The sequence below is a fragment of the Methylobacterium sp. E-016 genome (genome assembly GCF_022829745.1).
Taxonomy (GTDB): domain Bacteria; phylum Pseudomonadota; class Alphaproteobacteria; order Rhizobiales; family Beijerinckiaceae; genus Methylobacterium.
This window is the reverse complement of record NZ_JAKSYF010000193.1, coordinates 19,768-40,494: the sequence shown is the minus strand read 5'-3', so window position 1 is coordinate 40,494 and position 20,727 is coordinate 19,768. Positions and strand designations below refer to the sequence as shown.

General features: G+C 70.9%; 18 protein-coding genes. 2 read left to right on the top strand and 16 right to left on the bottom strand.

The annotated features are described in order from the left end of the window. Positions 1–7 precede the first annotated feature (7 nt). From pstA to pstS, 3 genes are all read right to left on the bottom strand, one after another. Positions 8–898, bottom strand: a complete 891-nt coding sequence (gene pstA / locus MKK68_RS27155; RefSeq protein WP_147843377.1) for a phosphate ABC transporter permease PstA — start codon at positions 896–898, stop codon at positions 8–10. Between the two features lie 10 nt (positions 899–908). Continuing rightward, on the bottom strand, positions 909–1,889 hold the full coding sequence (pstC, locus tag MKK68_RS27150) for a phosphate ABC transporter permease subunit PstC (RefSeq protein WP_244033505.1): 981 nt from the start codon (positions 1,887–1,889) through the stop codon (positions 909–911). A gap of 191 nt (positions 1,890–2,080) precedes the next feature. Next, entirely contained in the window at positions 2,081–3,121 is a 1,041-nt protein-coding gene (gene pstS, locus MKK68_RS27145) for a phosphate ABC transporter substrate-binding protein PstS (protein WP_147728115.1), read from the bottom strand. A gap of 291 nt (positions 3,122–3,412) precedes the next feature. Between pstS and MKK68_RS27140 the strand changes: the two genes are divergently transcribed. Next, entirely contained in the window at positions 3,413–3,670 is a 258-nt protein-coding gene (locus tag MKK68_RS27140) for a hypothetical protein (RefSeq protein ID WP_147728114.1), read from the top strand. A 112-nt stretch (positions 3,671–3,782) separates the two neighbouring features. Here MKK68_RS27140 and MKK68_RS27135 read toward each other — a convergent pair whose 3' ends face one another. The 13 genes from MKK68_RS27135 to MKK68_RS27075 all read right to left on the bottom strand — a co-directional run bounded on the left by MKK68_RS27135 (position 3,783) and on the right by MKK68_RS27075 (position 18,974). Next, positions 3,783–3,977 (bottom strand): hypothetical protein, encoded by a 195-nt coding sequence (locus MKK68_RS27135; protein ID WP_147728113.1) that lies wholly within the window; start codon positions 3,975–3,977, stop codon positions 3,783–3,785. A 133-nt stretch (positions 3,978–4,110) separates the two neighbouring features. Beyond that, the gene (recN, locus tag MKK68_RS27130; RefSeq protein WP_147843379.1) at positions 4,111–5,784 is read right to left on the bottom strand and encodes a DNA repair protein RecN; all 1,674 of its coding nucleotides are present in this window, start codon (positions 5,782–5,784) and stop codon (positions 4,111–4,113) included. A gap of 176 nt (positions 5,785–5,960) precedes the next feature. Then, positions 5,961–6,839, bottom strand: a complete 879-nt coding sequence (locus MKK68_RS27125; RefSeq protein WP_147728111.1) for an outer membrane protein assembly factor BamD — start codon at positions 6,837–6,839, stop codon at positions 5,961–5,963. Positions 6,840–7,095: 256 nt separating this feature from the next. Next, positions 7,096–8,043 (bottom strand): UDP-3-O-acyl-N-acetylglucosamine deacetylase, encoded by a 948-nt coding sequence (gene lpxC / locus MKK68_RS27120; protein ID WP_244033504.1) that lies wholly within the window; start codon positions 8,041–8,043, stop codon positions 7,096–7,098. A gap of 489 nt (positions 8,044–8,532) precedes the next feature. Beyond that, positions 8,533–10,251, bottom strand: a complete 1,719-nt coding sequence (gene ftsZ, locus MKK68_RS27115) for a cell division protein FtsZ (protein WP_243933164.1) — start codon at positions 10,249–10,251, stop codon at positions 8,533–8,535. 103 nt (positions 10,252–10,354) lie between these two features. Continuing rightward, the gene (gene ftsA / locus MKK68_RS27110) at positions 10,355–11,677 is read right to left on the bottom strand and encodes a cell division protein FtsA (protein WP_147729212.1); all 1,323 of its coding nucleotides are present in this window, start codon (positions 11,675–11,677) and stop codon (positions 10,355–10,357) included. A 58-nt stretch (positions 11,678–11,735) separates the two neighbouring features. Then, complete coding sequence (locus MKK68_RS27105; RefSeq protein WP_147858990.1) at positions 11,736–12,692, bottom strand: cell division protein FtsQ/DivIB; 957 nt, start codon at positions 12,690–12,692, stop codon at positions 11,736–11,738. Continuing rightward, positions 12,659–13,582, bottom strand: a complete 924-nt coding sequence (locus MKK68_RS27100) for a D-alanine--D-alanine ligase (RefSeq protein ID WP_244033503.1) — start codon at positions 13,580–13,582, stop codon at positions 12,659–12,661. Before MKK68_RS27100 ends, MKK68_RS27105 begins: the two co-directional genes overlap by 34 nt. A gap of 104 nt (positions 13,583–13,686) precedes the next feature. After that, positions 13,687–14,700, bottom strand: coding sequence for a UDP-N-acetylmuramate dehydrogenase (gene murB / locus MKK68_RS27095; protein ID WP_244033502.1), 1,014 nt, complete (start codon positions 14,698–14,700; stop codon positions 13,687–13,689). After that, the gene (locus tag MKK68_RS27090) at positions 14,697–15,236 is read right to left on the bottom strand and encodes an endonuclease domain-containing protein (protein WP_243951370.1); all 540 of its coding nucleotides are present in this window, start codon (positions 15,234–15,236) and stop codon (positions 14,697–14,699) included. The genes murB and MKK68_RS27090 overlap by 4 nt, the downstream gene beginning before the upstream one ends. Positions 15,237–15,242: 6 nt before the next feature. Continuing rightward, entirely contained in the window at positions 15,243–16,649 is a 1,407-nt protein-coding gene (murC, locus tag MKK68_RS27085) for a UDP-N-acetylmuramate--L-alanine ligase (protein ID WP_147727666.1), read from the bottom strand. Positions 16,650–16,701: 52 nt separating this feature from the next. Beyond that, positions 16,702–17,811, bottom strand: a complete 1,110-nt coding sequence (gene murG, locus MKK68_RS27080; RefSeq protein ID WP_244033501.1) for an undecaprenyldiphospho-muramoylpentapeptide beta-N-acetylglucosaminyltransferase — start codon at positions 17,809–17,811, stop codon at positions 16,702–16,704. Beyond that, a complete protein-coding gene (locus tag MKK68_RS27075) occupies positions 17,808–18,974 on the bottom strand; it encodes an FtsW/RodA/SpoVE family cell cycle protein (RefSeq protein ID WP_147727664.1) in 1,167 nt (388 codons plus the stop codon). Before MKK68_RS27075 ends, murG begins: the two co-directional genes overlap by 4 nt. Positions 18,975–19,228: 254 nt before the next feature. Between MKK68_RS27075 and MKK68_RS27070 the strand changes: the two genes are divergently transcribed. Beyond that, the gene (locus tag MKK68_RS27070) at positions 19,229–20,704 is read left to right on the top strand and encodes a PAS domain S-box protein (RefSeq protein WP_243935745.1); all 1,476 of its coding nucleotides are present in this window, start codon (positions 19,229–19,231) and stop codon (positions 20,702–20,704) included. Positions 20,705–20,727 lie beyond the last annotated feature (23 nt).

The window sequence follows — 20,727 nt, the reverse complement described above, 5'->3', positions numbered from 1 at the left end:
CGGCGGATCAGCGGGCGCGCTGCGGCTTGATGACGAAGCGGGCGACGACCGAGAGCAGCAGGATCGTCATGGTGATCAGGAGCGCGCCGGCCCAGGCGAGCTGCTGCCAGTTCGGGTAGGGCGAGAGGGCGAACTGGTAGATCATCACCGGCAGGTTCGCGACGCCGCCCATCAGGTCCGGGCTGAACCACGAGTTGTTGTTGAGCGCCGTGAACAGGAGCGGCGCGGTCTCGCCGGCGATGCGGGCCAGCGCGAGGATGATGCCGGTGACGATGCCGGCCGAGGCCGCCCGCCAGGTCACGCTGCGGATCACCGTCGACATCGGGGCGCCGAGCGCGACGCCGGCCTCGCGCAGCGTGCCGGGGACGAGGCGCAGCATGTCCTCGGTGGTGCGCACGATCACAGGGGTCGCGATGATCGCCAGCGCGACGCCGCCGGCCCAGCCGGAATAGGTCCCCATCGGCCGCACCATCAGGGTGTAGACGAACAGGCCGATCAGGATCGAGGGAGCCGAGAGCAGGATGTCGTTGAGGAAGCGGATCACCTCGGCGAGCTTCGAGCCGCGGCCGTACTCGGCGAGGTAGGTGCCGGCCATCAGCCCGATCGGCGTGGCGATGAGGATGCCGATGCCGGTGAGCACGAGGCTGCCGAGGATGGCGTTGGCGATGCCGCCGCCTTCCGAGCCGGGGCCGGGGGTCGGCTGGGTGAACAGCAGCGGCGAGAACCCGCGCGCCCCCTCGACGATGAGCATCAGCAGGATCGAGCCGAGGACGAAGGCGCCGAGCACGGTGGCCGCCAGGCAGGCGATCCGCAGCGTGCGGTCGGCGACCCGGCGGCTGCCGCGGATGCGGGCCGGCTTCAGGGCCGGCGCCGGACGGATCGTGTTGGGAGCGTCCATGGCGGGTCCCTCAGGCGACCTTGACGCGGCGCGTCAGGAAGCGGGCGATGATCAGGACGACGAAGGTGATCGCGAACAGGATGCAGCCGAGCGCCATCAGGGAGTTCAGCTGCAGGCCGTCGGCCTCGTTGAACTCGTTGGCGATGCGCGAGGCGATGGTCGAGCCGGGATCGAACACCGAGGCCGAGAGGCGGTTGGCGTTGCCGACCACGAAGGTCACCGCCATGGTCTCGCCGAGGGCGCGCCCGAGGCCGAGCATGATCGCGCCGATGATCGAGACCGAGGCCTGCGGCAGCAGCACGTGGCGGACCACCTCCCAGGTGGTGCAGCCGATGCCGTAGGTGCTCTCGCGCAGGATCGTCGGGATCTGGTCGAGCATGTCGCGGGCGATCGAGGCCACGAACGGCACGATCATGATCGCCAGGATGATGCCGGCGGTGAGCACGCCGACGCCCGAGGGCACGCGGGCGTAGAGCAGCGTGCCGACGATCGGCATGCCCTCGACCAGGTTCGACACCGGCATCTGCACGAATCGGGCGAAGAGCGGCGCGAAGATGAACAGGCCCCACATGCCGTAGATGATGCTGGGCACGGCGGCGAGCAGCTCGATCGTCATGCCGACGGGCTTGCGCGCCCAGCCGGGGCAGAGCTGCGTCAGGTAGATCGCGATGCCGAGCGAGATCGGCACGCCGATCACCAGGGCGAGCACCGCGGAGGCGAGCGTTCCGGTGACGGCGACCAGGGCGCCGTACTGCTCGGTGCCGATGTTCCAGGCGCTCGAGGTGAGGAAGCCGAAGCCGAACTCGCGGAAGGCGGGCCAGCCGCCGTAGAGGATCGAGCCGATGATGCCGGCGAGCACCAGCAGCACCAGCAGGGCCGAACCGTAGGCGGCGGCGCGGAACAGGGCGTCGAGGCCCTTGCTCGGCCCCTTGCGCAGGCGCGCGCCCGAGGCGGCGCGCGTCACGGCGATCTGTTCAGTCAAGGCGGTCATCCGCGGTTCTTTTCACCGGCTGGCGTGGTAGCGTGCCGAACGGCCGAGCGCGAGGGCGGGGCCGGACGCGCGGGCGAGATCCGGCGAGGACGCTGCGCCCGCTCGGGGAACGGGCAGCCCTCGCGCTTCGCGCGGGCCGTCCGCTCGTCGCGATCGGCCGCGGGGCCGCGTGCGGCCCCGCGGGTTCGGCCTCACATGCCGAGGACGGGCTTTCCGTCCTTGCCCTTCACCTGCTTCCACTCCTCGTGGATCAGGCCGACGACGGCGTCCGGCAGCGGCACGTAGTCGAGGTCGGAGGCGAGCTTGTCGCCGTTCTTGTAGGCCCAGTCGAAGAACTTCAGCACGTCGGCGGACTTGGCCGGATCGGCGGCCTCCTTGTGGACGAGGATGAAGGTCGCCGCCGTGATCGGCCAGGCGTCGTCGCCGGCCTGGTCGGTGAGCGTGATGCCGAAGCCGGGCGCGCTCTTCCAGTCGGCGCTGGCCGCGGCCGCCTGGAACGCCTTGTCGTCCGGCTGCGGGAACTTGCCGGCCTTGTTGCGGATCAGCGCGTAGCTGAGCTTGTTCTGCTTGGCGTAGGCCGACTCGACGTAGCCGATGGCGTTCGGGACCTGCTTGACGGTGGCGGTGACGCCCTCGTTGCCCTTTCCGCCCTGGCCGGCGGGCCAGCTCACGGTGGTGGCGGCGCCGAACTCCTTCTTCCAGCCCTCGGAGACCTGGCTGAGATAGGTGGTGAAGATGTTCGTCGTGCCCGAGGCGTCCGAGCGGTAGACCGGGGTGATGTTCGCGTCGGGGAGCTTCAGCCCCTCGTTGAGCGCGGCGATCTTCGGGTCCGACCACTTGGTGATCTTGTTGGCGTAGATGTCGGCGATCACGTCGCCGGTGAGCTTGAGCTTGCCCGGCTCGACGCCGGGGATGTTCACGACGGCGACGACGCCGCCCATCACGGTCGGGAACTGGACGAGGCCGTCCTTCTCCAGGGCGGGGCCCTTCAGCGGCGCGTCGGTGGCGCCGAAATCGACCGTCTTGGCCTGGATCTGCTTGATGCCGCCGCCAGAGCCGATCGACTGGTAGTTCAAGCCGGTGCCGCTGTCCTTGCGGTAGGCTTCCGCCCACTTGGAATAGACCGGGAACGGGAAGGTCGCACCGGCGCCGGTGATGTCGGCGGCGAGCGCCGGAAAGGCGAGCTGCGCCGTCGCGAGGCCGAGGGCGAGCGCGTAGGTGAAGGGTTTCACATCGATCTCCGTCATCCGTCGAGCGTGCCGGGCAGCGCGATCCGCGCGTTCGCATTCGCGCGGGCCACCCGGCGACCCGGCGGCCGCGGCCGCATCGCTCGACACCGCCGCCGTTAGGGCACGCAGATGACAGCCGCATGACACGGCGCAACCAGGGCTTGAGGCGAGCGCGAACGCGGCCGGCGAATGCTGTGGCGATGGCACGCTTTACGGTGTTGGCGCGTTCTCATTGCGATCCGGGCCCTGTCGCGAGCATCCCGCCGCGGCTCGCCGGATCGGAAGGTCGATCCCGTGTCCCACGATTCGCCTGCGGCGCCGACGCGTGCGCCGCTCCCCGACGACCACGCCTACCAGGCGCTCCACGCCGAGCGCGAGGCCCTGGAGCGCGACCTGGCGCTGGCGAAGGCACGGCAGAACTTCAGCACGGAGCCGGGCGAGGCCGAGCGGGCCCGCGCCGACGAGGCGTCGATGCTGATGAGCCTCGACCGGGTGCTGACGCGCATCCGCGCGGCCGAATACCAGCGTCGCCCGGGCGCCCGCCGCTGGTAGCCTGTCTCGGCTGGGTCCCGCGTCTCGCGGCGATCGGGCGAACCTCGCCACTTCGCCCCACGATCGACGGGTCGTCCCCCGCGGCGAGCCGCGTGCGGGCCGCCTCCCAGCCTCAGGCGCTGCGGCGGCGGTCGCGCTCCTTCTGGCGCATGCGCAGCAGGAGGTCGACCTGGGAATCGGGGATCGGCTGCTTGTCGACGCTGCCCTCGTAGACGGTGCGCAGGGTCTGGCCGAGATGATGGGTGTCGACGCTGGCGCCGTTGCGATGCGACGCGAGGACTTCGAACTTGGCTGCGGCCTGATGCATGGTCCCCCCCGGAACATGGAAGCGCCGGCGTCCGCGAATCGGTTTCGCCACCGGATCCCAACAGTGTCGGTCCGGATGGTTAAGGAGGGATTAACCTTAACCGACCGTTCTGCGCGCTCATCGGTATCCGATCCTAGACCGCCGCGCCTTCGAGCAGGCGGGCGGCGGCGGCGCGGGCCTCGTCGGTGACGGTGGCGCCGGCGAGCATGCGGGCGATCTCCTCGCGGCGGGCCGCGACGGGGAGCGAGGCGACGCGGGTGGCGACGCGGCCAGCCCCCTTCACCGCGTCCTTGGCGATCAGGAAATGCGTGCCGGCGCGCGCCGCGACCTGGGGCGCGTGCGTCACCGCCACCACCTGCACGTCCTGCGACAGCCGCGCCAGCCGCGCGCCGATCGCGTCGGCGACCGCGCCGCCCACGCCGGTGTCGATCTCGTCGAAGATCAGCGTCGGCGCCGAGCCCTTGTCGGCGAGCACCACCTTGAGGGCGAGCATGAAGCGGGACAGCTCGCCGCCGGACGCCACCTTCATCATCGGGCCGGCCTTGGTGCCGGGATTGGTCTGCGCCCAGAACGCGACCCGGTCGATGCCGGCGGCGTCGCGCGATTCGGGATCGGTGACGATCTCGGTGATGAACCGGGCGCGCTCGAGCTTCAGCGGGGGCAGCTCGGCCTGCACGGCGGCGTCGAGCGCCTTGGCCGCGCGCCGACGCCCCGCGCTGAGCTTCTCGGAGGCCTTGGCGTAGGCCGATTCGGCCGTTTGCAGCGTCGCCTCCAGGCCGGCGAGCGCCTCCTCGCCGGCATCGATCGCGGCGACGTCCGCCTCGTAGCGCTCGCGCAGGGCGGCGAGGTCGTCGGCGGCGACGTCGTACTTGCGCGAGGCCGCGCGCAGGGCGAACAGCCGCTCCTCGACCCGCTCCAGCTCGCGCGGGTCGAACTCGGCCTCGGCCACCGCCGCGTCGAGGACGGCGCGGGCCTCGTCGAGGGCGACGAGGGCGGCGTCGAGCGCCGCGACGCAGGGCTCGACCAAAGCCGGCAGCTGCGCCGCCCGGCGCTCGAGCTTGCGGATCGCCGAGGAGAGCTGCGGCACGCTCGAATGCGAGCCGCCGACGGCGGCGAGCGCGTCGTTCAGCTCGCGCGCGACCTTCTCGCTCTGCTGCATCACGGTGCGGCGCTCGGCCAGGGTCGCCTCCTCGCCGGGCTTCGGATCGAGGGCCGCCAGCTCCTCGACCGCGTGGCGCAGGAAGTCGGCCTCCCGGCGCGCGGTCTCCACGCGGGCGCGATGCTCGGCCAACGTCGTGCGGGCGACCCGGACGGTCTTGGCCGCCTTCGCGACCGCGTCGAGCGGGCCGCTCAGGCCGCCGAAGGCGTCGAGGATGGCGCGGTGCGTGGTGACGTCGGCGAGCGCGCGGTCGTCGTGCTGGCCATGGATCTCGACCAGGGCCGCGCCGATCGCGCGCAGAACCTGCACGCCGACGGGCTGGTCGTTGACGAAGGCGCGGGTGCGCCCGTCGGCCATCTGCGTGCGCCGCAGGATCAGGTCGCCCTCGGTGTCGATCTCCGATTCCGCGGCGATCCGCCGGGCGGGATGGTCGAGGCCGACGTCGAACACCGCGGTGATGCCGCCCTGCGCCTCGCCGTGGCGCACGAGGGAGCCGTCGCCGCGCCCGCCCAGCGCCAGGCTGAACGCGTCGAGCAGGATCGACTTGCCCGCGCCGGTCTCGCCGGTGAGCACGCTGAGCCCGCCGGAGAAGTTCAGGTCGAGCCGGTCGATCAGGACGATGTCGCGGATCGCGAGCTGCACCAGCATGCCGCGCCTTCGAGCCTCCGGGGCGCCGGCCGTCGTCCGGCCGGGCAACCCAAACTTAAGGGAAATACGAAGCCGTCATGTAGGCCGATGCCGGGCCGACCGCACCCCCGAAATGCGAAACGGGCGGAGCCGAAGCCCCGCCCGCGAGTCGCGTCCCGTCGTGATGCGCGGGCAGCCTACTGGGCGGCGGCCGTGCGGCCCATCACCGAGGAGTAGATCTTGCTGAGGAACGAGCTCTTCTCCTCGCGCGGCTCGAGGCCGCCGTTCTGCAGGAGGGCGTGCGCGTCCTTGTACCAGGGACTGTCGGGGAAGTTGTGCCCGAGCACGGCGGCCGAGTTCTGCGCCTCGGCGGTGATGCCGAGCGCCATGTAGGCCTCGGTCAGCCGCTCCAGCGCCTCCTCGGCGTGACGCGTCGTCTGATACTTGCTCACCACGTCGCGGAAGCGATTGATCGCGGCAGGGAAGTTGCGGCGCTCGAGGTAGTAGCGCCCGACCTCCATCTCCTTGCCGGCGAGCTGGTCGCGGGTGATCTGGATCTTGGCCTTCGCGTCGGTCGAGTATTCCGAGGTCGGATACTTCTGGACGAGCTCCTGCAGGGCGACGAGCGCCTTCTCGGACCGGTCCTGGTCGCGGGTGACGTCGGGGATCTGCTTATACTGCGACATCGCCATCAGGTACTGGGCGTAGGCCGCGTCCTTGCTCGCCGGGTGCCGCTGCAGGTAGCGCTTCGAGGCGGTGATCGCGTCGTCGTACTTCTGGCCCTCGTAGTTCGCGTAGGCCGTCATCAGCAGCGCGCGGCGCGACCAGTCGGAATAGGCGTACTGCTTGTCGAGCGAATCGAACTTCTTGACGGCGCCCTCGTAGTCGCTGTCTTCCATCTTCGCCAAGCCTTCGCTGTAGAGCTTGTCGGCCGGCGTGTCCTGCACGACCTCGGGCTTGTACTTGTCGGCGAACAGGTTGGTCGGGTCGAGCGCGTCGCAGCCGCCGAGACCGAGGCCGAAGGCGGTGATGAGCACGGCCGCCGCCGCTCCGCGGGTCCGAAGGGTGACAGGCATTGGCGGTTCTTCCCCCGAACGGGCGCGTCCTGCGTCGCAGCGCGCCGTTGAGCCATCATGACGTCGTGTCGGCGCCGGCACTCTACCGGGTCCGAGGTGCCACCGCATCCCGGACTGCCGCGCTCTTCACGGACGATTCACCGTGGCGCCAGATTCGGGCATGAAAGCGGCGGTTCCACGCCCGCGCAGATCGGCGGGCGGCTGTGTCTTGCAGGCCACATCGCCCGCGGGCGGCAGGCGGTTTGCCGGAGAGATCTCAGAGGTCGCCGGCGAAGGCGGCGATGCCGAGGCCGGCGCCGAACTCGGCGAGCGCGGTCTCGCGGCGGGTGCCCTGGGCCTCGACGATCGCGTAGTTCGCACGGTCGGCGAACAGGGCCTCGAGGATGCCGACGTTCATGCGGTGCCCGCCGCAATAGGAGCGGTAGGCGCCCTGGAGCGGCAGCCCGGCGAGGGCGAGGTCGCCGACCGCGTCGAGGAACTTGTGCCGGACGAACTCGTCGGCGAAGCGCAGGCCTTCCGGGTTGACCACGTCGGTCTCGCCGACGGCGACGGTGTTCTCGAGGGAGGCGCCGAGGGCGAAGCCCGCCTTCCAGTAGCGCTCCACGTCCTTCATCATGCCGAAGGTGCGGGCGGGGGCGATCTCGCGGCGGTAGGCGGCGGCGGTGAGGTCCATCGCCTTGCGCGAGCGGCCGATCACCGGGCTTTCGAAATCGATCTCGACGTCGAGGCGGAAGCCCCGGTCGATCGGGCGCAGCTCGGCGAAGGCGGTGCCCGCCTCGATGCGGACGTGGCGCAGCACCTTGATCCAGCGGCGGGCGGTGCCGGTCTGCGCGATGCCGACCGCGTCGATCGCCTTGACGAAGGGGAGCGCACTTCCGTCGAGGATCGGCATTTCCGGTCCGTCGATCTCGACCAGCGCGTTGTCGACGCCCAGGCCGTAAAAGGCGGACATCAGGTGCTCAATCGTGGCGACCGCACCGGATTCGACGTCGCCGATCACGGTGCAGAGCTCAGTCGCGGAAACGCAGGCGTGGTGGGCCTTGATCAGACGGTCGTTGCCGGAGGCCATTCCGGTGCGGAGTAAAGCGATGCCGTGGTTCGCAGAAGCCGGGCGCAGCGTGATCGCAACCGGGTTTCCGGAATGGACGCCGATGCCGCTCAGCACGGTCGCGCCCTTGAGGGTTGTTTGTTGGTTCGTCCGCATTCCTTAGCCCTCGGCCGCGATCCGGCCACGCCACCCCGCATTTCGCGTGGTGACGACGCCTTCCGATCCGTCCGCTGCTTGAAGCCCCTGCGTGCGGCGTCGGTCCGAAAACCGCGCCGCTATTCGTTGGTCCGAGATTTTTATAGCTGCGGCGCACAGCACGGCCAAATCACGCTTTCTTACGCTGTGTTACAGACACGCTTGCGCCGCGATCTCGGGAATATCGTTCCTGCTCAACATGTTAACGAATGGTTAACAAGCCCTCTACAACCGCGGCGCGCTGTGTCTTCGAGGCACCATGACCGGGTCCGAGGCCGCGCGACGGGACCGGAAACGGCGCCCGGAACGACGAAAGAACCCGCCGGCCCTCGCGGAGCGGCGGATCCATGCTGCGGTGCGACAGGCGCCCGGGCGGCATCCCGGCCGGGCGGCGAATCGCGCGGATAAGTCCCGCGGGCCTTCGCCCGCGGGGTCTCGGTGAGCGTCGGATCAGTTGGCCTGCCGGCGGAGGAAGGCCGGGATCTCGAGCTGGTCGTCGTCCATCATCCGCGGCTGGGGCGCCATGCGGCCCTGCGCGTCGAGGTTGCCCTGCGCCGGGCGGTAGGTCGGGGCGACCGGAGCCTGGACCCGCGGGGCCGGCGGCATCGGGGCCTGGACCTGCGGCTGGGCGCGGGGCGCCGGCGCCGGCTCGGCTTCCTCGCGGCGGCCGCCGAAGCCGACGGTCGCGAGGCGGCGGAGCAGGCTGGTGCGCTTGGTGTCGCCCTGGTTGTCGACCGGCTCGCCGCGGCTGGCGGCGATCTGGGTCTGGGCGATCGGCGGCAGCTCGTGGATCTGCGGCATCCGCGGGGCGCGGGCGAGCGGGGCGGCGACGGGAGCTGCCGGGCGCGGCGGCATGAACGGGCCGGCATGGTGCTGGGCGACCGGCTCGGGGGCCGGCGCCGGGGCCGGCACGAACGGGGCGGCGGCGCGGGGCTGGGACTGGGTCAGCATGATGTCGTCGCGCATCACCGGAGCCGCCTCGATGCGGGGCTCGGCGTGCTGCACCGGCTCGGGGGCCGGGCGCGCGGGCTGGACGGGGGCCGGCTGAGCCTGCGTCACGGCCGGCTCGGCCGCGGCGCGAAAGCTCGGGGCGTTCTGGGCGGCGCGCGAGCGGGCCTCGGAGCGCAGGCGCTCGGCCACCTCGGCGATGCGCTGCTCGGTCTCGGCGATCTCCTTGTTGTTCGGCGAGTTGGCCGAGATCAGCGCCGGCTCGATCCCAGTGGCGACGACCGAGACGCGGATGATGCCGTCGAGGCTCTCGTCGAAGGTCGCGCCGAGGATGATGTTGGCTTCCTGGTCGACCTCCTCGCGGATGCGGGTGGCGGCCTCGTCGAGCTCGTACAGGGTCAGGTCGGCGCCGCCGGTGATCGAGATCAGCAGGCCGCGGGCGCCCTTCATCGAGACGTCGTCGAGGAGCGGGTTGGCGATCGCGGCCTCGGCCGCGCGGCTGGCGCGCTTCTCGCCGGACGCCTCGCCGGTGCCCATCATCGCCTTGCCCATGCCGCGCATGATCGCGCGCACGTCGGCGAAGTCGAGGTTGATCAGGCCTTCCTTGACCATCAGGTCGGTGATGCAGGCGACGCCCGAGTAGAGCACCTGGTCGGCCATCGCGAAGGCGTCGGCGAAGGTGGTCTTCTCGTTGGCGACCCGGAACAGGTTCTGGTTCGGGATCACGATCAGCGTGTCGACGGCCGCCTGCAGCTCCTGGATGCCGGCTTCCGCCGTGCGCATGCGGCGCAGGCCCTCGAACTGGAACGGCTTCGTCACGACGCCGACGGTGAGGATGCCCATGTCGCGGGCGGCGCGGGCGATGACGGGGGCCGCGCCGGTGCCGGTGCCGCCGCCCATGCCGGCGGTGATGAAGCACATGTGCGCGCCCGAGAGCTGGTCGCGGATCTCGTCGATCACCTCGTCGGCGGCGGCCGAGCCGACCTCGGGGTGGGAGCCGGCGCCGAGGCCCTGCGTCACGCCCAGCCCCATCTGGATCACGCGCTCGGCCTTCGACGAGGTCAGCGCCTGGGCGTCGGTGTTGGCCACGACGAACTCGCAGCCGAGCAGGCCCGACTCGATCATGTTGTTGACGGCGTTGCCGCCGGCGCCGCCGACACCGAACACGGTGATGCGGGGCTTGAGTTCGCGGATGTCAGGCGCCTGGAGAGAGATGGCCATGGTGTCGAGCCCTTCGTGACCTTTAACGCGTTGTCCGGAGCGCCTCCGTGGAGGAAGCGCCGATTCGTCGAGGCCGGGCGCGAGAGGGCGCCCGGGAAAACGCCTAGAAACCCTGCTTCAGCCACTCGTAGACGCGGCCGATGTAACCGTCGGTGCCGGTGCCGGCGAAGGCGCGCTGCCCCCGCGGCTCGAAGTGCTCGGCATGCGCCACCTGCGGGTAGACCAGCAGGCCGACCGCGGCCGAGAAGGCCGGACCCTTAGCCGCCTCGGGCAGGCCGCGGATGCCGAGCGGGCGCCCGATCCGGACCTGGCCCTGCATCACCCGGCGGGTGACCTCGGGCAGGCCGACGAGCTGGCTCGCGCCGCCCGTGAGCACGACCCGGCGCCCCGCCTGGGCGGCGAAGCCGGCCGCGCGCAGGCGGTCGCGGACGAGCTCGACCACCTCCTCGACCCGCGGCTTGATGATCCGCACCAGCTGCGAGCGCGGAACGTGGTTCGGGGTCTCGCCCTCGTCCTCGCCGACGCCGTGGACGGCGATCATGTCGCGCTCGTCCGACGGGGTGGCGATGGCCGAGCCGTAGAGCGTCTTCAGCCGCTCGGCCGCCGCGACCCGGGTCGAGAGCCCGCGGGCGATGTCCATGGTGACGTGGTGGCCGCCGACCGCGATCGCATCGGTGTGGACGAGGTGCCCCCCGGAGAACACGCCGAAGCTCGTGGTGCCGCCGCCCATGTCGACGACGCAGACGCCCATCTCGGCCTCGTCGTCGACCAGCGCCGAGAGGCCCGCGGCGTAGGGGGTGGCGATCACCGCCTCGACGCCGAGATGGCAGTGCTCGATCGCGAGCATGACGTTGCGGGCGGCCGCGGCTTCCGCCGTGACGACGTGGAGGTCGACCCCGAGCGCCTCGCCGATCATCCCCGAGGGGTCGATCACCGCGCCCTGGCCGTCGAGGGCGTAGCCGGTCGGCAGCGCGTGCAGCACGGCGCGGCCGGGGCTGACGCCGTGGGCGCTCGCGGTCTCCAGCACGCGCTCCACGTCGGCGCCGGTGACGGTGCCGGTGCGGACGTTGACCCGCGCCTGGAAGTGCTGCGAGGCGAGGCGCCCGCCGCTCATGTTGACGATGACCGACTGGACCTCGACCTTGGCCATCCGCTCGGCGGCGTGCACCGCCTGCCGGATCGCGCCCTCGGCGGCCTCGAGGTCGACGATCGCGCCGCCCTTCAGCCCGTGCGAGCGCTGGTGGCCGATGCCGATGATGCGGGCGAGGTGCGTCCGGCCCTTCAGCGTGGTGAGGGCTTCGGCCGGCTGCAGCTCGGCGATGAGGCAGACGACCTTGCTGGTGCCGATGTCGAGCACCGACAGCGTGGTGCTGCGGCGCGCCGAGAGCGGCTTCAGGCGGGGCGTCAGGCCGTGTTGGGAATGCATCAGCGCTTACCGACGAAGGACGGGGAACGGGCGGGGCGGCGGGTGGACCGGACTGCGCTCACGTCGCGGTCCCCTTCTTCGTCTTCTTCTGCGCCTCGGCTCGGGCGGCCGCGGCCTCCTCGGTGAGGCGGACCACGACCCGGTCGGGCATCCGCAGATCGACCGCGATGATGTCCTTCTCCAGCAGGCGGTTGGCGCGCTCGAGCTCGACCAGCCGGGCCAGCGCGGCTCCGGGCTCGATTTCCGGCAGGCGGATGTCGACGCCGTCGAGCTTCAGGGTCCAGCGCCGGCCGGAGACGTAGGTGCCGGCGCGGATGCGGTCGGCGAGCGGGCCGGCCGCGGCGACCAGGGCGAGGTACTCGCCGAGTTTGGTGTTGGCGTCGTCGCCGACGACCAGCGGCAGGCTCGCGTAGCGGTCGTCGCGCATCGTATCGATGATCGTGCCGTCGGCGGCGATGACGCTGATCTCGCCGTTCATCTGCCACAGGGCGGCGGGCTCGCGCTCGACCTGGTTGATGACGATCTCGCGGGGATAGATCTTGCGCACCGAGACGGAGGCGATCAGCGGCACCCGGAGCAGGCGGGCGCGCACCTCGGCGACGTCGAGGAAGGGCACGGACGAGCGCCAGTCGATGCCGGCGGCGGCGAGCACCTCGCGCTCGTACATCCGCGAGATGCCCGAGATGGTGACGCGCTCGACGCCGAAGCCGGCGACGCGGGCGAGGATGTCGAGGGGGCGGCCGTTCTCGATGACGAAGGCGTCGTAGCGGCCGCTGGCGACGAAGCCGGCGAGCGCCAGCGCACCGAAGGCCGTGCTGAGGCCGAGGGCGCCGATGCCGCGCGGCAGGCGCTCGGCCATCGACGGCCCGGGCCGGCCGCGGCGCATCGAGTCGGACCGGCGCAGGAAGCGCGGAAGCCGGGCGAGAACGCCGCCGACGAGGCGCGCGGCTGGACCGGTCGCGCCGGGAAACCCAGCGGGGCTCAGCGGCCCAGAGACGCGTCCTCCACCATCCATCGCACGAACTCACCGAAACGATACCCAGCATGGGCGGCCATGTCCGGCACAAGGCTGGTCTGGGTCATGCCGGGTTGCGTGTTGACCTCCAGGACGACGAGGGCACCGGTTCCACCCGGTGTGTCGTCGTAGCGAAGGTCGGCACGGCTGACGCCCCGGCAGCCCAGTGCTTGATGCGCCGTTAACGACAACTCTTGGACACGCTGGTAAACATTTGGTTTAAGTTCGGCCGGCAGGACGTGGATCGAGCCTCCCGGCGCGTACTTCGCGTCGTAGTCGTACCACCCCCCCGAGGCGGCCTTGATCTCGATCACGCCGAGGGCCCGGTCGCCCATCACCGCGCAGGTGAGCTCGCGGCCCGCAACGTAAGTCTCCACAAGGACTTCCTCCCCGAACGCCCATTCGTCCGAGGCCAGGATCTGGGGCGGATGCGAGCGCCCGTCGCGGACGATGATCACGCCCATCGAGGAGCCTTCGGAGACCGGCTTGACGACGTAGGGCGGGGCGATCGGGTGTGACTTCGCGGCATCATGCCGGTTAACGACCAGCCCTTCCGGGACGCTGACGCCGGCCGCCCGCATCACCACCTTGGCCCGCTCCTTGTGCATGGCGAGCGCGGAAGCGAGCACGCCCGAATGCGTGTAGGGAATGCGCAGGATCTCGAGCAGGCCCTGGATCGTGCCGTCCTCGCCCGCCGGCCCGTGCAACGCGTTGAAGGCCGCATCGGGCCGAAGCTCGGTCAGCACCGATGCGATGTCGGCCCCGACGTCGACGCGGGTGACGCGATAGCCCTCTCCCTCCAGCGCGTCGGCGCAGGCGGTACCCGAATTCAGCGAGACCTCGCGCTCGGAGGAGGTGCCGCCCATCAGGACGGCGACGTGCTTAAACATGGAGGGCTCCGGGGCGCGTGTCGAAGGGGGACGAACGGGCGGCCGGCGCCCGTGTTCAGATAGCCTCTGCCCAGCCCACGCTGTTTGCGAACGCGGACTAGGGGTCAGAGGTCACGATAGGCCTTCCCGTCTTCGGGACCTGCCCACTCGGAAAAGATGCCGAACGGATCGCCGGTCAGCGTAGGCGTCGATCTGTCGACGGAGATTCCGATCCGCTTGATCTCCCAGTGCAGCTCGATCCCGCTGGTCTCGCGCACCCGCCGGCGCACCTCCTCGCCCAAGCCCTCGATGTCGGCGGCCGTGGCGCCGTCGCGATTGATCAGGAAGTTGCAGTGCATCTCGGAGACCTGCGCGCCGCCCCGCGTCAGGCCGCGGCAGCCGGCGGCGTCGACGAGCTGCCACGCCTTGCCGCCCGGCGGGTTCTTGAAGGTCGAGCCGCCGGTGCGCTCGCGGATCGGCTGCGCGGCTTCCCGCGCCGCGGTCACCCGCGCCATCTCCGCCTCGATCGCCGCGCGCTCGCCGGGGCGGCCGCGGAACAGGGCGCTCGTGAAGATCACGTCGTCGGGCGCCGCCGCATGGCGGTAGGTGAAGCCCATCTCGGCATGGCCGAAGCGGCGGAGCGCACCGCGCCGGTCGACCCCGCGCGCCTCGAGGAGCACGTCGGTGGTCTCGCCGCCATGGGCGCCGGCGTTCATGCGCAGGGCGCCGCCGACCGAGCCCGGGATGCCGCGGAAGAAGGCGAGCCCGTCGAGCGACGCTTCGGCCGCCGCCTTCGCCAGGCGCATGTCGGGCAAGGCGGTGCCGGCCTGCAGGCGGTCGCCGTCGACCTCCACCGCTCCGAACGCCTTGCCGCCGAGCCGGATCGTCACGCCGGGAATGCCGCCGTCGCGCACGATCAGGTTCGAGCCGAGCCCGATCACCGTCACCGGGATCTCGGGATCGAGACCGGCCAGGAGGTGGGCGAGATCCTCCTCGTCGGCCGGCGTGAACAGCACCTGCGCCGGGCCGCCGACGCGGAACCAGGTCAGGTCGGACAACGCCGCGTTCACCAGCAGCCGCCCCCGCAGGGCCGGCGCGGCGGCGCGGATCGCCGGCGTGATGTCGGGGAAGGCGGTCATCGGTTCGCTCCCTCTCTCCCCGCACGCGGGGAGAGGGCTTCGTCGACCCCGTCGTCGACGAAGCGAGGCGGCAGCCGAGGGTGAGGGGGCGGGGTCAGGACGGGTGCGTCCGGCGACGTCCCCTCACCATCGCCCTTCGGGCTAGCCACGCCGACGACGAGGTCGTCGCGGCCCTCTCCCCGCGTGCGGGGAGAGGGGGGGAGCGCGCTGAAGATCGTATCGAGAACGACTGACGGGCTGCTCATGATCTCCGCGTTCCAAAACCGCAGGACGCGGTAGCCCAGATCGGCCAGCCATGCATCGCGAGCGCGGTCGTAGGCATTGTCGGCGTGCTGGCTGCCATCGATCTCGATGATCAGCTTCGGCTCACAGCAGCAGAAATCGGCCACGTAGCGGCCGATGCTCTCCTGCCGAACGAACTTGAACCCGGCCAGCCGCCGATCGCGCAAGCGATACCACAGCGTCCGTTCGGCCTCGGTCTGCCCCTGCCGAAGGCGCCGCCGAAATGCCGTGCGCTCGCTGTCGGCCGGGCTCATTCGAGCTCACCCCTTGAACGCCGCCAGCTCCGCCGGCAGCGCGTAGGCCCATTGCGTGATGTTGCCGGCGCCGAGGCAGACGACGTAGTCGCCCTCGGTCGCGTGCGCGGCCACGATCCCGGCGAGGTCTTCCGGGCGCTCGAGCGCCTGCGCGTCGCGGTGACCGCGGGAGCGCAGGCCGGCGACGAGGCCGTCGCGGTCGATGCCCTCGATCGGCGCCTCGCCCGCCGCGTAGACGGGGGCGACGATGACCGTGTCGGCATCGTTGAAGCAGGTGCAGAAATCGTCGAACAGCGAGGCGAGGCGCGAGTAGCGGTGCGGCTGCACGATCGCGATCACCTTCGCGTCGGTGGAGGCGCGGGCGGCCTTGAGCACCGCCTTGATCTCCACCGGATGGTGCCCGTAATCGTCGAAGATCTGGGCGCCGTTCCATTCGCCGGTGCGGGTGAAGCGGCGCTTGACGCCGCCGAACCCGGCCAGCGCCTTGCGGATCGCGTCCGCCGGCACGCCGAGCTCGTGCGCGACGGCCAGCGCCGCGGTGGCATTGAGCGCGTTGTGCTTGCCCGGCATCGGCAGGACGAGGTCCTCCATCTCCATGCGGAAGCCCGGACGCCGGTCGCGGATCATCACGCGGAAGCGGCTCTGACCGCCGCGCAGGTCCACGTCGATGAGGCGCACGTCGGCCTGCGGGTTCTCGCCGTAGGTGATGATGCGGCGGTCCTCGATGTGGCCGACGAGGTCCTGGACGACGGGATGGTCGATGCACATCACCGCGAAGCCGTAGAACGGGATGTTGTCGATGAAGCGCCGGAAGGCGTCCTTGACCGCGTCGAACGAGCCGAAATGGTCGAGATGCTCCGGGTCGATGTTGGTGACGATGGCGACGTCGGCCGGCAGCTTCAGGAAGGTGCCGTCGGATTCGTCGGCCTCCACCACCATCCACTCACCCTCGCCCATGCGGGCGTTGGTGCCGTAGGCGTTGATGATGCCGCCGTTGATCACCGTCGGGTCCATGTTGCCGGCGTCGAGCAGCGTCGCGACGAGGGAGGTCGTCGTGGTCTTGCCGTGGGTGCCGGCGATGGCGACGCAGGACTTGAAGCGCATCAGCTCGGCCAGCATCTCGGCCCGGCGCACCACCGGCAGCCGGGCCTCGCGCGCGGCCATCAACTCGGGGTTGTCGCGCTGGATCGCGGTCGAGACGACCACGAGGCCGGCATTCTCGACGTTGGCGGCGGCATGGCCGACGAAGGTCCTCATGCCCTTGTCGGCCAGCCGCCGCACGTTGGCGTTGTCCGAGGCGTCGGAGCCCTGCACCGTGTAGCCGAGGTTGTGCATCACCTCGGCGATGCCGGACATGCCGATGCCGCCGATGCCGATGAAGTGGATGGGACCGAGCTTGTCGGGCAGCTTCATGGGAGGAACCGTTCGATGACGGGACTGCGCGGAGGCATGCGTCCCGGAAGAATCAGGTGCGGGCGGCCGTGTCGACGACCACCGCGGCGAGCCGCTCGGCGGCGTCGTGGATGCCGGCGCTTTTCGCGGCTTGCGCCGCCGCGGTCAATTTCTTAGGATTCGCGAAGGCGTCGACCAGCTCCGCGGTGAGCCGGTCCGGCGTGAACGCGGTCTGCGCGACGGCCAGGGCCGCGCCGATCTTGGCCAGCGTCGCGGCGTTGGCGGCCTGGTCCTGATCGAGCGCCCCGGGCAGCGGCACCAGGATCGACGGCCGGCCGATGGCGGCGAGCTCCGAGACCGTCGAGGCGCCCGAGCGGGCGACCACGAGGTGGCTCGCCGCCATCCGCCCCGGCAGGTCCTTGAAGAACGGCGCCGCCTCGATGCCGGCGAGCCCCATGGCGAGGTAGTCGTTCTGCACCGCCGTCAGGTCCTCGGGGCGGACCTGCTGCACGAGGTGGAGGCGGGCCCGCAGGTCGGCCGGAAGCTGCGCCAGGGCTTTCGGCACGACCTCGCCCATCACCCGCGCGCCCTGGCTTCCGCCGAAGACGAGGAGGTGCAGGGCGTCCGCCGGCCCGAGCGGCGGATAGGCGACCTTCGCGGCCTCGATCACCGCCGGGCGCAACGGGTTGCCGGTGTGGACGCGGGGGGCACGCGCCTTGTCGGGGACGCCGCGGACCTCCTTGAAGCCGGTGGCGATGGTGCGGGCGCCGCGCGCCAGGAAGGCGTTGGCCCGCCCCATCACCGCGTTCTGCTCGTGGATGATCGTCGGCACGCGCAGGATCTGGCCGGCGAGCATCGGCGGCACGGTCGGGTAGCCGCCGAAGCCGACGATCGCCGCCGGGTTGATGCGCTTGACCGCCTTGGCCGCCTCCGCGAAGCCGCGGCCCAGCGTCAGCACCGCGCCGGCCCGGCGCAGCATCGAGCGGCCGGACGGGGTCGCCGAGGTGATGGTGACGATCTCGGAGGCCGGGAAGCCGCCGCTGATCGAGTCGACCCGCGCGTCGGTGGCGAGCACCACGCGGATGCCCCGCGCCCGCAGCGCGTGGGCGAGGCTCTCGGCCGGGAACAGGTGGCCGCCGGTGCCGCCGGCGCAGAGCAGGATGGTCGGCGTGAACACCGTCACCGCATGACTCCGGCGACGGTGGCCGGCGCCGTGCCGGGCGGCTTCTGGCTCAGCATCGTGGTGCGCGGGCGCTTGCGGGTGAGCGCCACGAGGAAGCCCATGCCGAGCGCGAGCGAGATCAGCGACGAGCCGCCGTAGGAGACGAACGGCAGCGTCATGCCCTTGGCCGGCATGAGCTGGGTGTTCACCGCCATGTTGATGCAGGCCTGGAGGCCGAAGAGCGTGATCAGACCGGTGATGGCGAGCCTCGAGAAGGTGTCGTCGGTGCGGCGCGCGAGCTTGAGCCCGCGCAGCACGATGTAGGCGAACAAAGCGACGAGGCAGAGGCAGACCAGCACGCCGAACTCCTCGCCGGTCACCGAGAAGATGAAGTCGGTATGGGCGTCGGGCAGGTGGCGCTTGGCGATCCCCTCCCCCGGGCCGGTGCCGAACCAGCCGCCGGAGCGGAACGATTCCTGCGACCAGAAGGTCTGGAAGCTGTCGCCCGAATCCTTGTCGAGGAAGCGGTTGAAGCGCTCGCGGACGTGGTGGAAGAAGGTGTAGGCGGCGAACACCCCGGTCAGGCCGAGCACGCCGAGCACCGCCACCCAGATCAGGTGCAGGCCGGCGACGAAGAACAGCGCGCACCACACCAGCGTGATCAGCATCGTCTGGCCGAAATCGGGCTGCAGCAGCAGCGGGACGATGGTGATCGGCAGGAGCAGGATCGCAAGGAAGCCGCCCGGCATGTCGCGGCGCTGCGCGCCCTCCGAGAACGCCCAGGCGGCGACCACGACGAAGGCGGGCTTGACGAACTCCGAGGGCTGCAGGCCGAACGAGCCGAACTGGATCCAGCGGTGGGCGCCCTTGATCTCCGGCCCGAACTTGCCGGCGAGGAGGCACAGCGCGACGCCCGCGAGCCAGGTGCCGAGCGCCAGCCGGCGGATGCCGCGCAAGCTCAGGAACGAGACCGCGCAGATCAGCAGGATCGTCGGCGCGAGGTACATCGCCTGGCGGTTGAGAAAGTAGAAGGTCGGCAGGCCGATGCGCTCGGCCACCGGCGGCCCGCCGCCCATCAGGAAGACGAGGCCGGCGACCATCAGGGCGGCGAGCGCCGCGAGCAGGCCGCGGTCGACCGTCCACCACCAGTCGGTCAGGGGCGTGCGTTCCGCGCGGGAGATCATGGGCGTGCGACGGCCTTGCGAGCGGTCGCGCAGGGGCACGCGACGGTCGAGAGCGATCCTGTCCGCGAATGGTAAACGCATCCTTGCGAAACCGCGCCGGAGCCGCCGCCCGTCCCGTCAACCCCCGGCGCCTCCTCGCCGATCGGTCGCGCCACGGTCGACCGAATACGAAATCTTAACAGCAAAAACGCAATCTTGGATTGTGTTCACTTCGGCATCGCATTGCGAAGATGCCGCGCCGGGACGATCCGCCCATGTTCGCTGCACGCAAGACTGTCGAAGCCGCCGCCAAGCTTGCCGCCCTCGACCGGGTGCAGGGGGTGATCGAGTTCGACCTCTCGGGCCGCATCCTCGACGCCAACGCGAATTTTCTCGCAGCTGTGGGCTACAGCCTGCCCGAGCTGGTCGGGCAGCCGCATGCGATGCTGGTCGATCCGCAGTACCGGGACTCGGCGGAGTACAAGGCGTTCTGGGAGCGTCTCCGCAGCGGCGCGTTCAGCGCGGGCCAGTTCCGGCGGATGGCGAAGGGCGGCCGCGACATCTGGATCGAGGCCTCCTACAACCCGATGATCGGGCGTGACGGCAAGCCCTACAAGGTGGTGAAGTTCGCCACCGACATCACGCGGCAGAAGGCCGAGGATGCCGACCGGGCCGGCCAGATCGCGGCGATCGACAAGGCGCAAGGGGTGATCGCCTTCGATCTCGACGGCACCATCCTCGAGGCCAACGCGAACTTCCTCGCCGTGGTGGGCTACGACCTGTCCGAGGTCCGCGGCCGCCCGCACAGCATGTTCGTCGAGCCGGCCTACGGGCAGAGCGCGGACTACGCGGCGTTCTGGGCGGCGCTGAAGCGCGGCGAGTACCAGGCGGCGCAGTACAAGCGCATCGCGAAGGGCGGCCGCGAGGTCTGGATCCAGGCGACCTACAATCCGATCTTCGACGCCTCGAACCGCCCCTACAAGGTCGTGAAGCTCGCCACCGACATCACCGATCAGGTCATGCTGCTGGCCAACCTCCGCAGGCTGATCGAGCGCAACTTCTCCGAGATCGACCAGGCGATCACCCGCTCGGCGGACGGGTCGGGCGCGGCATTCGCGGCCGCGGAGACGACGTCGGGCAATGTGGCGACGATGGCGGCGGCGGCGGAGGAACTGGCCGCCTCCGTCGCCGAGATCTCCCAGAGCATGGGATATTCGCGCGGCGCGACCGACGCCGCCTTCGAGCGGGTCCAGGCGGCCGGCGGGTTCACCCAGCGCCTCTCGGAGGCTGCCGGGTCGATGAGCGGCATCGTCGGGCTGATCCAGTCGATCGCCGCACAGATCAACCTGCTCGCGCTCAACGCCACCATCGAGGCGGCGCGTGCCGGAGAAGCCGGACGCGGCTTCGCGGTCGTCGCGAGCGAGGTCAAGAACCTCGCCAACCAAGCCGCCCGTGCGACGGAGCAGATCGGCGCCGAGATCAACGGCCTGCAGGGCCTGTCGAGCGAGGTGGTCGGCGCCCTCGATTCGATCAGCGGCTCGGTCGACATCATGCGCGAGAACGTCGTCGCCACGGCGAGCGCGGTCGAGGAGCAGAGCATCGTCACGCGCGACCTGTCGCAGAGCATGCAGGCGGCGGCCCAGGCCGTCGCGGCGATCACGGCCAACATCAGCACGATCTCGGGCTCGGTGACGGAGGTCTCCGTCGCGGTGGCGACGACGCGCGAAGCGGCTCGCGTGCTCGCCCGGTAGGGCGACGTCCGGCGCGGGGCTCG